Below are 17,025 nucleotides of genomic sequence, written 5' to 3' on the forward strand. Positions count from 1 at the left end.
ACGCCGCCGGTGGCGGGGGGCGCGCCCCCCCCCACCCCCCGGGATATTTACGGCACAAAGAAAGCCGGGGGGCCGTTTCTGAGCTTTAGAGATCGGGGTAGATCGGGAAGCGGGCGCAGAGCGCTTCGACTTCGGCTTTGACCTTGGCTTCGACCTCGGCGTTGCCGTCTTCACCGTTCTCGGCAAGACCATCGACCACTTCGATGATCCAATCCGCGATCTGGCGGAACTCGGCCTCGCCAAAGCCGCGGGTGGTTCCGGCCGGGCTGCCCAGACGAATGCCGCTGGTTACCATTGGCTTTTCCGGATCGAAAGGCACGCCGTTCTTGTTACAGGTGATGTGGGCGCGACCCAGCGCTTTTTCAGTGGCGTTGCCTTTGACGCCCTTTGGGCGCAGGTCAACCAGAACGACATGCGTGTCGGTTCCGTGGGTGACCGTATCAAGACCGCCCTTGATCAACTGGTCAGACAGCGCCTGCGCGTTGGCGATGACCTGCTGCTGGTAGGTCTTGAAGGAGGGATCCAACGCTTCGCCAAAAGCGACGGCCTTGGCGGCAATCACATGCATGAGCGGGCCGCCCTGAATGCCGGGGAAGATGGCCGAGTTGAACTTTTTGGCCAGCGCTTCGTCGTTGGTCAGGATCATGCCGCCGCGAGGGCCGCGCAGGGTTTTGTGTGTCGTCGTGGTTGCCACGTGGGCATGCGGGAAGGGCGATGGATGTTCGCCAGCCGCCACAAGCCCTGCGAAATGCGCCATGTCCACATGCAGGTAGGCGCCGACGCTGTCCGCGATTTCGCGCATCTTGGCGAAATCGATCTGGCGCGGGATTGCAGAGCCGCCGGCAATGATCAGCTTTGGCTGGTGTTCTGTAGCGAGGCGCTGCACCTCGTCGTAGTCGAGCAGGTTGTCCTGCTTGCGCACGCCATACTGGACTGCGTTGAACCATTTGCCCGACTGGTTGGGCTTGGCGCCGTGGGTCAGGTGGCCGCCAGCGTCGAGGCTCATACCGAGGATGGTGTCGCCGGGCTGCAGAAGGGCGGTAAAGACACCCTGGTTGGCCTGGCTGCCGGAATTGGGCTGAACATTTGCAAAGCTGCAGTTGAACAGTTTGCACGCCCGTTCAATCGCGAGGTTCTCGGCTACATCGACAAAATCGCAACCGCCGTAGTAGCGGCGACCGGGATACCCTTCGGCGTATTTGTTGGTCATTACGCTGCCCTGCGCCTGCATGACGGCGCGCGAGACGATGTTCTCGGAGGCGATCAGTTCGATCTCGTTGCGCTGGCGGCCCAGTTCGCCAGTGATCGAGGCAAAGAGTTCAGGATCGCGGTCTGCGATGTCCTGTGTGAAAAAACCGTTGTCACGATGCGGTGCGTTCATGGCCGTGTCTCCTCGTTTGGATTGTCGTTGGCGCGGATTCGGAATTGCGTGTTTCGTAAAGGAAACTGGACCGGTGGCAAAGGTTGTAAAGCGACCTTGCGCAATTATCTTGCGGCACGGCTGGTCACAGCGGTGAAGTTATGCTTGTTTCGGAACACTATAACGCGGGTCGGAAACTATGTTTTCTGGCCGAAAGCCTCGATGAAAAGTGACAACATGGCCCTCCGAATTGCCTTTTGCGCCTCGAACGCGCCCCTTGCGCAGTCTGCGCTGGCGTCGCTGACGCGGCGCTACGGTGATCACGGAGAGCAGCAGGCGGATGTGATTGTTGCGCTTGGCGGCGACGGATTCATGCTGCAGACCCTGCATAGAACGCAGAACAATCCCGCGCCGGTCTATGGGATGAACCGTGGCACGGTCGGCTTCTTGATGAATGAATATTCCGAACATGGTTTGGAAGAGCGTCTGGCCTCAGCCGAGGAGGCTGAGATCAACCCGTTGTCGATGAGTGCCACCTGTGTGGATGGAACAGAGCATCGCGCTTTGGCGATCAACGAAGTTTCCTTGCTCAGGCAGGGGCCACAGGCGTCCAAGCTGAGGATTTCAGTGGATGGCAAAGTGCGCATGGCCGAATTGGTTTGCGATGGCGCGCTGGTGGCAACGCCAGCTGGTTCGACGGCTTACAACTACTCAGCACATGGGCCGATTCTGCCAATCGGGTCGGATGTGCTGGCCTTGACCGCGATGGCGGCGTTTCGGCCACGTCGCTGGCGCGGGGCGTTGTTGCCGAAAACGGCCGAGGTGTCCTTTGACGTGCTCGATCCGGAAAAACGGCCGGTGATGGCCGAGGCGGATGCCCGGGCGGTTCGCGATGTGGCGCATGTCCACATCCGGTCTGAACCGACGATTGCGCATCGCGTTCTGTTTGATCCGGGCCATGGACTGGAAGAGCGTCTGATCCGCGAACAGTTTGTCTAGGCCTGATGGCGCGCCATGGCGGGCTGAGTTCGCGCCTCTGAAATCAACGATTCACCAACTTCGGCAACGACTTGTGCGATGTTCTCAAGCTTGTCTGCCAAAGGTGTCGTTTTACGCCAGACCATGCCGATGCGGCGGGATGGCGGCGTGCCGGAAAAGCGGGCCGTGCTGACAGTGGCCGAGCGTGTTTCCACCGGCAGCGCCATCTCGGGGATCAGCGTGACCCCGATGCCGGCGCCGACCATTTGCACAAGCGTGGATAGGGTGCTGCCATCCAATCCATCGCTGCCAATGGCTGATCGCGTGGCGCAAAAGCTCAGCGCCTGATCGCGAAAGCAGTGACCTTCTTCCAGCAGCAACAACCGCATTTCGGACAAGGCCGCAGGGCCGGGCACTGGATTGTCCGCGTCGCTCTGCGGACGGACCAACAAGAATTCTTCGGAAAACAGGGAGGCCTCCTGTAGTCCTGGCTCAGAAACGGGGAGTGCCAGAATTGCGGTGTCCAGTCGGCCTGAATGCAATTCTTCCAGCAGGCGCGAAGTCAGGGTTTCGCGGATATTCACTTCCAACCCGGGGTGGCTGAGCGTCAGCGCACCAATCAGACGGGGCAGCAGGTAGGGTGCAATTGTCGGTATGACACCGATCCGCAAACGCCCGGCCATTTGGTCACCGGACGCCTGAGCAAGCTCTCCGAGTTCGTCAACCGCGCGCAGGATGTCACGCACCCGGAGCGCGAAATCTGCCCCAAAGCCGGTCAACGCCACACGCCGCGCGCTGCGTTCGAACAAGGGCAGGCCCAATTCGCGCTCCAGTTCTTTGATCTGGACTGACAACGCGGGTTGGCTGATCGCGCTTGCCGCGGCTGCCTGCCCAAAATGCCCATGCCGGGCAAGGGCCTCGAAGTAGCGCAGCTGTTTCAGAGTGATATTCTTCATAACTTTAAATTATCAAAGTGATGAATTTTTTCAACTTAAACAAATTGATTGAAGTTGTTAGAATGATTCCAGCGAGGGGGGTTCTGAACCGCATTCAGACCTGCATTGATGTTTCTTGATGGTTGGGATCGTGGCGCTGGGGAGCGGCCGTGAACAACGTCGAAATGTTTGTGCTATCTGAAGTTTGGGCGGCTTTCGCATTTGTATCCAATGGCTTGGCGCAAGCAATCCGCGCCTGCAAACTCGGAGAATTCAAAGATGATGGATGGAAACGACGCACCGGCCGTAGGCAAATGCCCGGTCATGCATGTTACCTCGGGCGCGCGCTCGAATCGCGACTGGTGGCCACAGCAGTTGAACTTGAAAATCCTGCACCAGAATTCGGCTCTGTCGGATCCAATGGACCAGGATTTTGACTATGTAGAAGCATTCAAAGGCCTGGATTACGACGCGCTCAAGAAAGACCTGCACGCGTTGATGACCGACAGCCAGGATTGGTGGCCTGCGGACTATGGTCACTATGGTCCGTTCTTTATCCGGATGGCATGGCACAGCGCAGGCACCTACCGGACCGGCGATGGCCGTGGTGGTGCAACATCGGGCACGCAGCGTTTCGCGCCGCTGAACAGCTGGCCAGATAACGGCAACCTCGACAAGGCACGTCGCCTGCTGTGGCCGATCAAGCAAAAGTACGGCAAAGCAATTTCCTGGGCCGATCTGATGATCCTCGCGGGCAACGTCGCGATTGAGTCGATGGGCGGCAAAGTCTTTGGCTTTGGCGGCGGTCGTGCGGACGTTTGGGAACCCGAGGAAGACATCTATTGGGGCGAAGAAACCGACTGGCTGGGTGACAAACGCTACAGCGGTGATCGGGATCTGGAAGACCCTCTGGCAGCGGTTCAGATGGGCCTCATCTATGTGAACCCCGAAGGTCCGAACGGCAATCCTGATCCAATGGCATCGGGCCGCGACATCCGCGAAACCTTTGGCCGCATGGCGATGAATGACGAAGAAACCGTCGCGCTTGTCGCTGGTGGTCATACCTTTGGCAAAGCACATGGCAATGGCCCAGCCGAATTGGTTGGAGTTGAGCCAGAAGGCGCACCATTGGAAGCGCAGGGATTTGGCTGGTTGTCTGGCCACAAGTCGGGCAAAGGCGTGGACGCCATTACGTCGGGCATCGAAGGTCCTTGGACCGCGAACCCGACCAAGTGGGACAACGGCTATTTTGACCTCCTGTTCGGTTACGAGTGGGAACTGACCAAATCGCCCGCGGGTGCAAACCAGTGGACTCCAAAAGATCTCAAGGACGAAGATCACGCGCCACAGGTCGATGGCTCTGGCCAGAAGGTCAAGCCGATGATGACCACCGCAGATATGGCGATGCGCACGGATCCCGCATACGAGAAAATCTCTCGCCGCTTCCATGCGAACCCGGACGAGTTTGCGGATGCCTTTGCGCGCGCATGGTTCAAACTATGCCACCGCGACATGGGTCCAAGCGTCTGCCTGCATGGCCCCGAAGTGCCTGGCGAAGAGCTGATCTGGCAAGATCCGGTTCCGGCTGTTGACCATGCGTTGATTGATGCCGCTGACATCAAAGCGCTGAAAGGCAAGATGCTGGACGCTTTGAGCATTCCTGAACTGGTTCAGACGGCTTGGGCTTCTGCTGCGACTTACCGTGGTTCGGATCGCCGTGGCGGTGCGAACGGTGCGCGGATCCGGCTTGCTCCTCAAAAGGATTGGGAAGCCAACAATCCCAAGCAGCTTGCAAAGGTCCTGAACACGCTGGAAGGCATTCAAGCTGATTTCAATGGCTCTGCATCTGGTGGCAAGGCGGTCTCTTTGGCTGACCTGATTGTTCTGGGCGGTTGTGCAGCCGTTGAACAGGCTGCGGCAAATGCCGGTCATGCGGTCGACGTACCGTTCACGCCGGGCCGGACGGACGCCAGCGCAGACCAGACGGACGTCGAGAGCTTTGATGTGCTCGAGCCTGCTGCAGATGGTTTCCGCAACTACCTGAAGTCGGACTATTCGGTTTCTGCTGAAACTCTGCTGGTTGACCGCGCGCAACTGCTGACTCTGACGGCACCAGAGATGACCGTATTGCTGGGTGGCATGCGCATGATCGGTGGCAACCTTGGCGACTCCAAGCATGGTGTGTTCACCGACAAGGAAAACGTTCTGAGCAACGACTTCTTTGTCAATCTGCTGGACATGAGCACCGAATGGAAGCCAACCGACGAAGGCAAATCGACCTTTGAAGGCCGTGATCGCTCTACCGGTGACGTGAAATGGACAGCAACACGTGTTGATCTTGTCTTTGGCTCAAACTCGCAGTTGCGAGCGCTGGCCGAGGTCTACGCAGGGGCCGATGCCGGTGCGAAGATGGTCAATGACTTCGTAGCGGCTTGGACCAAAGTGATGAACGCGGATCGTTTCGATCTGGCGTAACCGCTGAGGTCTCCAAAAATAGAGCGCGCGCGGTTTGTGGCCGCGCGCGCTTTTTTGTTTGCTTCAGGATGTTTTAGGTCCGTTCTTTCAAACCGCTGACGTATTTTTCGCGTGCAGCCCGAACTTCGGCCCGCTCGGACACTTCCGGAACCGCCACTTCCCACCAGGATCCACCCGCTTCAGTCGATGGATACGGGTCTGTGTCGATGACGACCACGAAAGGCCCAGCGGCCTCGCGGCCCCGCGCGACAGCGTCTTCCAGTTCCGAGATCGAGCTGACATGCATGCTTGCCGCACCCATGGAGGCCGCATGCGCCGCAAAATCGATGTTGGACGGATTCACGTGATGCGCCGTATCCAGCAGGTTGTTGAACTCGGCACCACCGGTGCCGCGCTGTAGACGATTGATGCAGCCAAAGCCGCGGTTGTCAGTGATCACAACCGTGAATGGGATGCCCATCATCACAGCCGTGGCCAGTTCCGAGTTGGCCATCATATAGCTGCCATCACCGACCATGCAGATCACATCGCGTTCAGGCTGCGCCATCTTGATGCCGATGGCCCCAGCGATTTCATAGCCCATGCAGCTAAAGCCGTATTCCATATGATAGCCGCCGAGGTTTTGCGCCTTCCACAGTTTGTGCAACTCGCCCGGCATCGTTCCAGCGGCACCCATAACAACGGTTTCTGGGCCGGCTGCGCGCTGGACCGCTCCGACGACCTGCATGTCCGTTGGCAAGGCGTTGCCGTCTTCTGGTGCATCGGTCAGTGGATCCACAGCAGCAAACCAGTCTGTCTTGAGCGATGCATCTGGTGCGGGTGCCTGATGACCCTGCAGGGCCGCGCTGATTTCAGTCAGGCCAACGCGGGCATCGCAATTCAGTGGCATAGCGCCATGTTTCGCGGCGTCATAGGCGGCAGTGTTCAGGCTGATCAGTTGGTAGTTGTCGGTCTTGAAAATGGACCAGCTTCCGGTCGTGAAATCCTGCAGGCGCGTTCCGACGGCCAGAACGACATCTGCCGCGTTGCAAAGCGCGTTTGCACTGGAGGATCCAGTGACACCGATGGGGCCAAAATTCAGGCTGTGATCCCAAGACAGCGCGGATTTGCCAGCCTGCGTTTCGACGACCGGGATCTGGTGTGCTTCGGCAAAGCGCAAAAGCTCGGCGCTGGCATCCGAATAATGGACGCCGCCGCCGGCAACCATGACAGGGTTTTTCGCGCCGCGCAGGGTTTCCACAGCGCGCGCCAGCTCACCTTCGTCCGGGCGCACGCGGCGACGGTGCCAAACGCGCGGTTCGAAAAAGCTGGTCGGCCAATCATAACCCTCGGCCTGAACGTCTTGGCAGAACGATAGCGTGGCAGGGCCGCATTCTGCCGGATCGGTCATCACACGCATGGCGCGGGGCAGGGCCGTCAATAGCTGTTCGGGCCGTGTGATGCGGTCGAAATAGCGCGATACTGGACGAAAGCAGTCGTTCGCAGACACGGTGCCATCCGCAAAGTTCTCTGGCTGCTGCAAAACCGGGTCTGGCCCGCGATGCGCAAAGACATCGCCGGGAACAAACAGAACAGGCAGGCGGTTCACATAGGCCAGAGCGGCTGCCGTTACCATATTCGTGGCGCCCGGGCCGATCGAAGATGTCGCCATCATCGCGCGTTTGCGACCGCTCTGCTTGGCATAGGCAATCGCCGTGTGGGCCATGGTTTGTTCGTTGTGGCCCCGGTAGGTCGGCAGGCTGTCCTGAGCGTGGTACAGCGCCTCGCCCAAGCCCGCGACGTTGCCGTGGCCGAAGATGGCCCAGCAGCCTGCCATGAAAGGCACGCCTTCTTCGGTCATCTGTACACTCAGCCAGCGCACCATTGCCTGCGCTGCCGTCAAGCGGATTGTGTTGGTCATTTCTATGTCTCCCAATGCGCCGTGCGCAATTCCTCGGCGCAACTGTGAAGTCATGGCTGTGCAGCGTCAACAAAGCCTGCGGTGTTTCACATCATGTTTGCAATCGTGACGCGCTTTCAAATGATGTAAAACCCTCATCAACCGGGGCTCAGACAGACTCGGGCAGATAGAGTTGTGGTTCGAGAAACTGTTGACCCGGCAGGCTGTTGCCGCCGTTCTGAACCGCTTCGATCATCAGGTTCACGGTCTCCGTCAGCACGGCATCTAAAGGTGTTGCCACAGCCATGGTCAGATATCTCTGGGCCAGAGCGCTGCGGGATTCCGGCGTCAGCTCGTGTACAACCATGGACACTTCACCGGGTTTGCGCAGTTCCTGAAGCGCGGCGATCGCGCCTTCCATGCCGCCGCCCGCGCAATAGATGCCCCGCAGGTTTGGATGCCGTTCCAACAGGTTCAGCGTGGCTTCGTATGTCAGCTGCCGGGTTTCAAGGTTAACCAGTGCATCGAGGGTCCGAAACTGTGGTGCAAATTCCCGCATGTAGCTGCGGAATCCTGTTTCACGCAATTCATGACCGTGCCAGCGGTGCCCCCCCACGAAGATTGCCAGATCGCCATGTTGGCGTGTCGCTGTCGCCAGCATATGGGCGGCAACTCGTCCGATTTTCAGATTGTTCAGGCCTACATAGCTTTGCCGGACCCCCTGTGCGAAGTCATTGAGCAGGGCAAAGCAGGGGATGCCGCGCGCTTCGAGTCTGGTCACGGCATCCGTAACCTGCAAATGCGCGACAGCAATTGCCGCGACAGCATCGCAGCGCTCTCCCAACTCTTCGATCAGAGCGGCGTAATCCGACGGAGCCTGAGAAGACGCAAAGGCAAATTCCACGCTGGTCTGTACGCCGGTTGCAGCCCGAACCGCGGCCTCTGCGGCCTCGCGCATGTCGCGAAAGAACGCCTGCTTTTCCTTATGCAAGACGAAACCGAACCGAATTTTTGGCAAATCAGCTGCCATGCGTTGCCCGATCAAGGCCGCCGCGTGGTATCCGATTTTATGGGCGGCTTCATAGACGCGCCGCGCCGTTTCTTCGCGAACCTTGGCCCGCCCGTTCAGAACACGGTCGATTGTCGCGACGCTGACGCCTGCTTCTTTTGCCAGATCTGCAATTGTCGGTCTGCCAGCCATTGCGGTCCTCGCGCGTTAAGTTACGGATGCGAGAACTCTCTCATTTGTGAGGTCAAATGCAAGAGCCTGATATTTTTTATCATTGCCCATGAGGGGGCTGCGGGCGCAATTGCCATCGGGATTGCGCCTTGGGGTCGTCCGGACCACAGGGCCGCGGTCCGGACTGAGTGGTGGCATCAGCCAACCGGGCCGCAGACGTCGTAGCCTGTGGCGAGATAGTCCTGAGGAATATCAGGCAGCCGCATAAAGGTGACCCGGCGATTGACGGGTGCATGAGGATTGTAGGTGTCCTTGAGCACGTATTCGCCAAAGCCAATCGGGTAGAGCGGCACATCAACATATGCACCCTGCAGGGCGCTTGTGACCGATCCGGCCCGCCGGTCCGAAAGACCGCAATTATAGCCGAACGATCCTTTCGCATCGGTATGACCGATCACGGCAAAGCTGGCCCCGGCCAACGCCGGATCCTGCAAGGCCCGCACCAGTGAGGCGATTTTGCCTTTCTGGTCATGGCGAATGTCGGCGCTGTTGTAGTCAAACTCGATCGTGATAGCGATTGCCGGAAGCACGACTTTCTTGTCCGCCGGTGGCTTGGGTTGCGCATAGTCCAGCGGCTTGGCGGGAGGCTCTTCGACCTTGGTGACCTTGCCGCCATTCAGATCAAAGCTGAACAGCTCGAATTCGACTGCATTCTCAAAGGTCAGCTCGGTGCTATCCCCGACCTGCAACCCAGAGCAATTCACCGCAGTTGCTTCGAAAAGGCAGGCCGCCAGCGGGTCTTTCGGCCCCTCGTCTTTCTGCATGATGATGTCGTCACCCCCTTCGCTGGGGATGAAGATTTCGCCTTGTTGCGCCCCGGCCAGCATTGGCAGGCCGAGGGCAAGAGCGGCGCTTAGGATTGCAGCGCTGCGCATATCAGTAGTCCTTTACGATGGCTGTAATCTGCGCCTTGGCCACATGTGGATTGTGGGTGCTGATAGCGCGGTAGTCGACGCCCGATCCGGACTTTTTGTCGTCCTTCTTGGTGTCCAGCGCCAGCAGTTCATGGCTCAGAGCGTTGTAGGCCTTGTCGTCCTGGAAGTAGGTGTCCTGACCGACAGCACATGAGAACTCGGAGGTTCCTTTGCGTTCATGTGCGATGGCTTCCTTCGAGCTGTTGCAGATCGCCAGAATGGTCTCTTTGCCAGCTTCAGCCGCTGTCAGTGTTGCATTGCCCGGAGGGAAGACAAACTGACCACCTGCGGGGATCGCCGCATCAGGCAGATCGGGGTGCGGGTAGAGCACGCAGGACCGGTGCTGATCGTCAATGTTGATCAGAGTGAGGCGGCATTCGTGCCGTGGCTCGACGATGATCTTGACGCCTTCGCCCACCTTGTAGACCGGCTGGTTGGTGTAGACGGTCAGATGCGACTGGGTTGGTGCGCTGTGCTGGGCCGGAACATAGTCAGCCTGCTTTTGCTTCTGCACAGCCTGCGCATAGGGATCGGCAGCCTTGTCGACCACGACCTTGACTGGCTTTGGCTTGACGCCGGTCGCCTGCTGAACTGAATAGGACAAGGTAGCGGGTACAGGATGATCGGTGAGGATCGGCTTGTATTCGGTGACCTTTGCCAAGAGCTGAGGATAGGCCACGGCCCATTCGTCCCGCGCGATTGGCGATTGATCCAGACGGGTCATCAGACCGGCAAGTTCATGCCCCACAAAGGGCATACGGCCGCGCAGTTCATCATCCGTCATGCCCAATTCATTGGCGGCCTGACTGAAATCGACAAACTGATCAACATGATAGACGAACAGTCCCCGCACCGGCTCGAGTCCACCGGCCGTGATTTCGGGGTTCAGGCCCGCGCCGCGCATGGCGTTGGCAAATTGATCGGTATCCGCCTGCATGATCGCGTTCACGGTTTCCTGACCGGGATAGATGGCGTCGATGGTCTGGCGTACTTCCGGTGACAGCGAGAAGTTGTTCATCGCCACATCGCGCACCTTGTCCTCGTTAAAGCGAATGCCTTTTGAGTGGCACGAGATGCACGAAATGCCGTTGACCACTTCGCCGGTGCCATCGGTGTAGTCATCATCCCGCACGATCTGGGTTGGGCCCACATCAAGACGGGCACCATCTGCGGTGTTCAGATAGTAGGCATGAAACCCGTTCGGCAGGGTAAAGATGCTTTCGCCGCCGTCGTGTTCAAAGGCCAGTTCTTCGCCGTAGGCCTCTTTTGGGCCCAGCGGGTATTCAAAGAAGCTTTGACGACCTTTGGAGCCGGCAAAGTCATAGGACGTCCAGAAAAACCCGGTGCCCATGGCATGGCGTTCGATCAGGCGGTTGTGCGTGGACACACCCGAATCCTGGAAACCGGCGCGGATCACTTGTTCGTCGCGGATGTTGCGCACCATGTCGAGGTTCAACATCTGCTCAAGTCCCTGAACCGTGTCCGGCAAGCCGAGCATGTCATAGTAAAGCGGCGAGACCGAAGCCGTAGCTGCAAACCAGTCGGCGCGGATCACGGGGATCGTGGCGCCGGACAGATACTGCAGCTGGCTCAGATGCTTGTCGGTGTTCGATGACATGCCATAGGGATAGAGCTTTTCCAGATGTGACCATGTGTCATGATCCCAGTCCAGATCGGGCAGGAACACACGGAACAACACGCCATGTTCGTCCACAGGCTCAAACTTGTAGGGGGTCGGGTTCCACGACAGGGCGTTCATCAGTTTAACAGTCGCCTGACGATAGCCTTCGACATTTTCGGCGCTTACGTCCGGGTCGTTGTGTACTTCGCGCATCGAAAGATAGCGGATGCGGTCCTGACGATTGGTTGGCTGCGCCTGAAGATCCGCGTGGGCGAGGGCAAACAGCTCTTCCATCGGTACGAATTCACGGGCGGGCGGCGCGGTTTCTGCCAGCGAAACGATCCATTGTTCGATGGTATCGATTTCAGCTTTGGTCGGGAAACAGTCCAGATTGTCATAGCTGCAGTCATCAGGCATGGGCGGGGCTGCCGACGGCAGCATCACGGCGTGCAGTTTGGAGCTGTCAGCCTTGCCTTGCAGAACAAACTTGGGGTCTTGCGCCAGACGGCGAATGTCGAGCACGTGACCGAAGCCGGACTTGGCCTTGGTCATGCCTTCCTTCAAAGCGCCATCCTGATGGCACCGCGCACAGTGTTTGTCGAGAACGGCATAGGCTGCCGTCTCCATTTCCGTGGCATCGTCGGGCAGAGGCATCGCGTCATTGGCGTAGGCGGGGGCAGCGAAAAAGGCTGCCATCGCCAGGGCCGATGCCCGTATCATGGTAATGGGTGTCATTTCTAATCTCCTTTTTCGTCTCGTCGCAGCGATCAGTTGCAGCTGATCGACAGGTATTTCTGTGAGGACCAGCCGGTTGCGTTTGCCTGGCCCCAGTTGGGGTTCTTGCAGCCACCGGACCAGCACTGGACCTTGGCCCAACCATTGGAGCGCGCCAGAACCTTGAGCCGGTCACCCAGATAGGTTTCGGAAATCTTCTGGTTGCGTGTGCTCGGACCTGTCCGCATCGACAGGAAGCTGTTGTTGCCACCATGTGAGCGCGGGCTGAGTTTGACGACATTGGCCCAGCACGTGCGCTTGGCGCTGACTTTGGTGCTGGACAGCAGGGGGGTGTAGACCCAGCCCAAGCGGCCGTCTGGGATCCGGATCCGTGACCACTTGCCAGAGTTGCCGATAACGACAACGGTGCTGCCTGTGCGAACAACGGTGATGATGCTGTTGTTCGTGCCGGGGCCGGTGCGCACATTCAGTTCACCATCCGAGCTGTTGACCCACATGGTCTTTTCGACCGTGCCGCCACCGCCGCCGCCGCCCGAACTGCCGCCGTTCCACAACACTTCGGCTACGAAATTCGCACCGCCAGAGCAGTAGCTGTCGCTGGGCACTTCGCCTGTCGAAACTCGTTGTTGGATACGCCAAGCAGCCTCGGAACGCTTGAGCGTTGCGACCGCGACACCGTAGTACCCGTTGTTCGACTGGAACATGCGAATGCCGCTGCGACCCGGGAACCGCTGATTGATAAACGCGGTCGCCGCAGAAATGCTCTGACGTGAGGCGACCATGAAATAGCAGTTGTTCGAGCCAAGGTTGTAGTTCCCAGCGATGACACGAACGCCACTATTGTCTGGTTTCGGAGCAGGCGCGTTTGGCGTGTTCAGATAGGTGATACGATTGATGATCGCCTGTCCAATGCAGCTGACCGATGCGCCGCAGGCATCACGTTCGGACAACAGCCATGCGCGTTGCTGTGCCGCCGTGCTGCGACCGGACTGACCTTTGTAGGCTGCGTCGAGGTCGGCATCCAGATTGGCGAGATAGGCGCTGCCGCAGATCGCCGTTTCGGTTGCCGACATGCCGCTATCCGCGCACCATGGGCGCAGCTTTGGTGTTTCCACCACCTTTGGCGGTTCTACGGGCTTTTCAACAGTGTCGACCGGGGCTTCCTTGCATTGGGTTTGCAGATAGTTCTGCGCGAACGGTGCATAGGCATGGGCCGAACAAGTTTGCAGATAGGCCTCATAGCCAAAGCACTGGTTAAACGCCTTGGCTTCGTTCCAGATCGCGTCACACGGATCAGCCGCGCTGTCGATCGGCGTTTCATCCGTGCGTGTGCCGCCGCCACCGCCGACACCGACAAGCGCCGCTTCCAGCACTTCAGAGCGGTCCAGAATTTCCCGCATCGGGATTGCAAAGTTCACGCTGTCTTTCTTGGAACCCGCATGGTGCAGGCCAATAACCATCTGCAAAGATGCATCAATCACTGGCGAGCCCGAGTTTCCGGGCAGAGTATCGCAGGTATGCAGCAACCGTTTCTTGGATACTGCAGGACTGTTTGCGCCGCATTTTTCGCGGCTGATACGCTGGGCTTCGCCCATGGGGTGCCCGATCACCCAATAGGGGTCGCGGTCCTTTGGTTCTTTGTCAGACAGCTTCAGCTTGCCAAACTCGGCCGAAGGATTGCCCATCACACGCAGCAGCGAATAGTCGAGATCCTTATGCGACTCGACCGGTGTCGGAAGAACCACGTAGGTCTTTGTTCCTTCTTCGACGCCGGTCTGCCGGTATCCGGCGACAAACTGCACCGCTTCGATCCGGCTTGCCCCGGTGCGCTCGTTGTCAAGAATGCCCGGCACGCAGTGATGGTTGGTCAGAAGGTGGTCTTCATCCACAATAAAGGCCGTACAGGGGAATATGCCCTTGTCCGTCAAAATATCGAGGCGCCCTACAGACAATCCGATGCGTGCAAAAATGCTGTCGGTCGAATAGTTTGTGATGCTCTCGTTGTTATAGCTGCCGACTGACAGCTCTAACGTGATGTCGTTGTCACCGGCTGACTGGTTCTTGTTCAGCACGACGTTGCCGAAACTGGCAGAATCGAAGCCGACGAAGTCCTGTTGAGCGCTGGCCGTCATTGGCGCGCTCAGGGCAGCAGCGAGGCAGGTCATAGCAAGGTATTTTCGCACGGGATCCCCCATCAGCAATAAATCGAAACAAACAACTGTGGTGATGTTCGTTCACGCAGGGGCAACCTGTCAACGAACGAAAACCTTACCTTTTGGCCGCCAAGGGGTAGATGTTGGGGCATCTAGACCGCGAATCCGCTGGGCTAGAGCGACTTACAACACGCGGGACAGGAACGACTTTGTCCGATCTTGTTCGGGAGTTTCAAAGATCTGAGATGGGGTTCCGGCCTCTAGGATTCGCCCGTTGTCCAAAAAACAGACCAGATCCGCCAGCTCACGCGCGAAACCCATTTCGTGTGTCGCCAGAACCATGGTCATGCCCTGCATGCGCAACGCGCGCAGCACGTCCAGAACCTCGCCCACCAATTCGGGATCCAGCGCCGAGGTGATCTCATCGAACAGCATTACCTCAGGTTCCATGGCAAGCGCCCGCACGATCGCAACCCGTTGTTGTTGGCCCCCGGACAGTTGATCGGGATAGTGATCCATCCTGTCAGCAAGGCCGAACCGTTCAAACAAGGCGGAGACCGGCGCTTTCAGAGCGTCACGGCTCAGGCCTTTGGCGCGGCGCGGTGCCAGCATGACATTTTCAGCGGCGGTCATATGCGGAAAGAGATTGAAGGATTGGAACACCATTCCAATTCTGCGCCGTACAGGCTGCGGATCGAGGCCCGGTTCGGAAATATCCTGCCCGTCGAGCCAGATCGCACCGTCGTCGATCGGTTCAAGCAAATTCATGCAGCGCAACAGGGTTGATTTCCCCGACCCCGACGCGCCGATCAGACACACCATCTGACCTTTGCCGATTTCCAGATCAATGCCATCCAGAACCACGTTCGAGCCAAAGGATTTCTGGATGTTTTCAAGTCGCAAGACCATCAGCTGCGCGCCTTTCGCTGCCGGTTCATCAGGTAGTCGGCATAGCGTGTGGCCGGGATCGTCAGGCACAGAAAGATGATCGCAGCGCCAACATAGGGCGTGAAATTGGCCATGAGGGATTTGTAGACGCCCGCCTGCCGAAAAATCTCGACCGGGCCGATAAAGGACAGCAGTGCCACATCCTTTTGCAAGGCGATAAACAGATTCATGTTGGCGGGAACGACCCGTCGGATGGCCTGTGGCAGCACGACAAACCGCATGGCGTCCGATGGCGACAGCCCGAGCGACAATGCAGCCGAGCGCTGGCTTTGATGGACGCTTTCAATACCAGAGCGGATGACCTCGGCAACATAGGCCGCATAGACAAGGATCAGCGCGAGACTGCCCCAGATGTAAGGTGAATTCCAAGGTCGCGGCAGGCCGAGGCCGGGGATGCCAAAGCCGATCAGGTAGATCACAAGGATAACCGGCAACCCACGAAACACATCGGTGTACAGGATTGCCAGCAAGCGCAGTGGATAGAGGGCGGGGTTTCGGATGTCGCGCATCAGAGCGACAGCCAAACCAAGCAGCGCAATCAGCGGCGCACACCAAGCAAAGATCGCCACATCCAGCACGAAGGCATTCAGAAGACCGGGAAACGTCTTGGCAAACACCTCGGCATTGAAAAAGCTGCGCTTGACGGCTTCCCAACCCGGGGCAAGCGGGATCAGCACCACCAATGCCACCAATACGGCAACTGTTGAGCCGACGGCCAAGGTGGTCGCACGCCTGCGCTGTCGCGCCTCAAAAGCCTGCCGGCGGGTAAGTGTCTGGGTCATGGCGCCTCAGTTAAGGGTAGGGGCGGGGGCATTGCCCCCTTTTTGGCCGGCGGCCAATTCACCCCCGAAGTATTTTGAACACCAAAGCGGTGGTCAGCGGATCACAGGAACGCCTGTTGTTTCCTGCAGCCACTGGGCTTCGATTTCTGCGAGTTTGCCGCTGTCTTTCAGCGACGAGATCGCGGCATCAACGCATTCCTTGAGGGGATTCCCTTCCTCCATGAGCAAACCGAAATTGTCAGGGTTCGGTGCCGCGTCTGGCAGGAATTGCCCCAGAATCGCGCCGTTGTTGACCACCACGGCAGACAGGTAAAGCGCGGTTGGCAAATCAAACAATGCGGCATCGATTTGCCCGGCCTGCATGGCCGCCGTGACGTCCGTGTTATCCCCGTAGAGCAGCGGATCTTTTTCAGGCTGGATCAGGTCTTGCAGCATGGGAACCGCAGTGGTGTTGGCATCTGCGCCCCAGATCAGGCCCTTGAGGCTGTCGACGGATGCGGTTGCGCCGCCATCAATCACCGACTGAGTCGTCAGTACGGCCATCGGAGATGTGTAGTAGGGCTGTGAGAAATCGACCATCTTGTCGCGTTCTTCGGTGATCGAGAACTGCTGAAGATTGAAGTCGAAATCCTTGGCGCCGGGCTGGATCGACTGGTCGAAGCTGGTACGAACCCATGTGACCTGTTCGTCGGAAAACCCCATTTCAGAGGCAACAGCGTAGGCGACAGCGGCCTCAAACCCTTGTTTGCTTTCGGGGGCGTCGTCCATGACCCATGGATAATAGGCCGGGTTACCGGTCGCGATGGTCAGAGTGCCGTCGGTGATTGTCTTGCCAGCGGCACAGTCGCCTTGCGCCAGTGCGCCGGTTGCCAGTGTCACTGCCAAGGCGGAAGTGGTTAGAAGCTTCATGTTGTTCCCCTGCGATTGTGTGCCATCAGATTTGCCGCAGGGCGCGCCCTTGTCCAGTGGTTTGGCTCTGCAATCTGCGCGCAGTGCAATGCAGAG

General features: G+C 58.5%; 12 protein-coding genes. 2 read left to right on the plus strand and 10 right to left on the minus strand.

Annotated features, from left to right (window positions below):
- Positions 1-85: 85 nt before the first annotated feature.
- Entirely contained in the window at positions 86-1,381 is a 1,296-nt protein-coding gene (glyA, locus tag PFY00_RS18455; protein ID WP_271434079.1) for a serine hydroxymethyltransferase, read from the minus strand.
- Between the two features lie 216 nt (positions 1,382-1,597).
- Between glyA and PFY00_RS18460 the strand changes: the two genes are divergently transcribed.
- Positions 1,598-2,359: an NAD kinase gene (locus PFY00_RS18460; RefSeq protein WP_271434123.1), complete on the plus strand. Its 762-nt coding sequence runs from the start codon at positions 1,598-1,600 to the stop codon at positions 2,357-2,359.
- Here the strand turns inward: PFY00_RS18460 and PFY00_RS18465 are convergent.
- A complete protein-coding gene (locus PFY00_RS18465; protein ID WP_271434080.1) occupies positions 2,356-3,294 on the minus strand; it encodes a hydrogen peroxide-inducible genes activator in 939 nt (312 codons plus the stop codon). The two genes, PFY00_RS18460 and PFY00_RS18465, sit on opposite strands and share 4 nt — an antisense overlap.
- A gap of 261 nt (positions 3,295-3,555) precedes the next feature.
- On the opposite strand from PFY00_RS18465, the gene katG reads away from it, so the two are divergent.
- Positions 3,556-5,748, plus strand: coding sequence for a catalase/peroxidase HPI (katG, locus tag PFY00_RS18470; protein WP_271434124.1), 2,193 nt, complete (start codon positions 3,556-3,558; stop codon positions 5,746-5,748).
- Between the two features lie 73 nt (positions 5,749-5,821).
- Here the strand turns inward: katG and iolD are convergent, their stop codons facing one another.
- The 8 genes from iolD to PFY00_RS18510 form a co-directional block, all read right to left on the minus strand.
- Positions 5,822-7,648, minus strand: coding sequence for a 3D-(3,5/4)-trihydroxycyclohexane-1,2-dione acylhydrolase (decyclizing) (gene iolD / locus PFY00_RS18475; RefSeq protein ID WP_271434081.1), 1,827 nt, complete (start codon positions 7,646-7,648; stop codon positions 5,822-5,824).
- Between the two features lie 148 nt (positions 7,649-7,796).
- Positions 7,797-8,828 carry a LacI family DNA-binding transcriptional regulator gene (locus PFY00_RS18480; RefSeq protein ID WP_271434082.1) on the minus strand — a complete coding sequence of 344 codons (1,032 nt, stop codon included), beginning with the start codon at positions 8,826-8,828 and terminating at the stop codon, positions 7,797-7,799.
- A 176-nt stretch (positions 8,829-9,004) separates the two neighbouring features.
- The gene (locus PFY00_RS18485; RefSeq protein WP_271434083.1) at positions 9,005-9,742 is read right to left on the minus strand and encodes an OmpA family protein; all 738 of its coding nucleotides are present in this window, start codon (positions 9,740-9,742) and stop codon (positions 9,005-9,007) included.
- A 1-nt stretch (position 9,743) separates the two neighbouring features.
- Positions 9,744-12,137 carry a DUF4384 domain-containing protein gene (locus tag PFY00_RS18490; protein WP_271434084.1) on the minus strand — a complete coding sequence of 798 codons (2,394 nt, stop codon included), beginning with the start codon at positions 12,135-12,137 and terminating at the stop codon, positions 9,744-9,746.
- Positions 12,138-12,169: 32 nt separating this feature from the next.
- Entirely contained in the window at positions 12,170-14,302 is a 2,133-nt protein-coding gene (locus tag PFY00_RS18495; protein WP_271434085.1) for an SH3 domain-containing protein, read from the minus strand.
- 171 nt (positions 14,303-14,473) lie between these two features.
- A complete protein-coding gene (locus tag PFY00_RS18500; RefSeq protein WP_271434086.1) occupies positions 14,474-15,199 on the minus strand; it encodes an amino acid ABC transporter ATP-binding protein in 726 nt (241 codons plus the stop codon).
- A complete protein-coding gene (locus PFY00_RS18505) occupies positions 15,199-16,020 on the minus strand; it encodes an amino acid ABC transporter permease (protein ID WP_271434087.1) in 822 nt (273 codons plus the stop codon). The genes PFY00_RS18500 and PFY00_RS18505 overlap by 1 nt, the downstream gene beginning before the upstream one ends.
- A gap of 93 nt (positions 16,021-16,113) precedes the next feature.
- A complete protein-coding gene (locus PFY00_RS18510; RefSeq protein WP_271434088.1) occupies positions 16,114-16,929 on the minus strand; it encodes an ABC transporter substrate-binding protein in 816 nt (271 codons plus the stop codon).
- Positions 16,930-17,025: the final 96 nt, after the last annotated feature.

Origin of the sequence: Thalassococcus lentus (assembly GCF_028023555.1) — a bacterium.
Taxonomy (GTDB): Bacteria; Pseudomonadota; Alphaproteobacteria; order Rhodobacterales; family Rhodobacteraceae; genus Thalassococcus_A; species Thalassococcus_A lentus.

Excerpts from the sequence above, each read along its gene's own strand:
- glyA (WP_271434079.1), bottom strand. The coding sequence starts at position 1,381 with ATGAACGCACCGCATCGTGACAACGGTTTTTTCACACAGGACATCGCA.
- PFY00_RS18460 (WP_271434123.1), top strand. The coding sequence starts at position 1,598 with ATGGCCCTCCGAATTGCCTTTTGCGCCTCGAACGCGCCCCTTGCGCAG.
- PFY00_RS18465 (WP_271434080.1), bottom strand. The coding sequence starts at position 3,294 with ATGAAGAATATCACTCTGAAACAGCTGCGCTACTTCGAGGCCCTTGCC.
- katG (WP_271434124.1), top strand. The coding sequence starts at position 3,556 with ATGGATGGAAACGACGCACCGGCCGTAGGCAAATGCCCGGTCATGCAT.
- iolD (WP_271434081.1), bottom strand. The coding sequence starts at position 7,648 with ATGACCAACACAATCCGCTTGACGGCAGCGCAGGCAATGGTGCGCTGG.
- PFY00_RS18480 (WP_271434082.1), bottom strand. The coding sequence starts at position 8,828 with ATGGCTGGCAGACCGACAATTGCAGATCTGGCAAAAGAAGCAGGCGTC.
- PFY00_RS18485 (WP_271434083.1), bottom strand. The coding sequence starts at position 9,742 with ATGCGCAGCGCTGCAATCCTAAGCGCCGCTCTTGCCCTCGGCCTGCCA.
- PFY00_RS18490 (WP_271434084.1), bottom strand. The coding sequence starts at position 12,137 with ATGACACCCATTACCATGATACGGGCATCGGCCCTGGCGATGGCAGCC.
- PFY00_RS18495 (WP_271434085.1), bottom strand. The coding sequence starts at position 14,302 with ATGACCTGCCTCGCTGCTGCCCTGAGCGCGCCAATGACGGCCAGCGCT.
- PFY00_RS18500 (WP_271434086.1), bottom strand. The coding sequence starts at position 15,199 with ATGGTCTTGCGACTTGAAAACATCCAGAAATCCTTTGGCTCGAACGTG.
- PFY00_RS18505 (WP_271434087.1), bottom strand. The coding sequence starts at position 16,020 with ATGACCCAGACACTTACCCGCCGGCAGGCTTTTGAGGCGCGACAGCGC.
- PFY00_RS18510 (WP_271434088.1), bottom strand. The coding sequence starts at position 16,929 with ATGAAGCTTCTAACCACTTCCGCCTTGGCAGTGACACTGGCAACCGGC.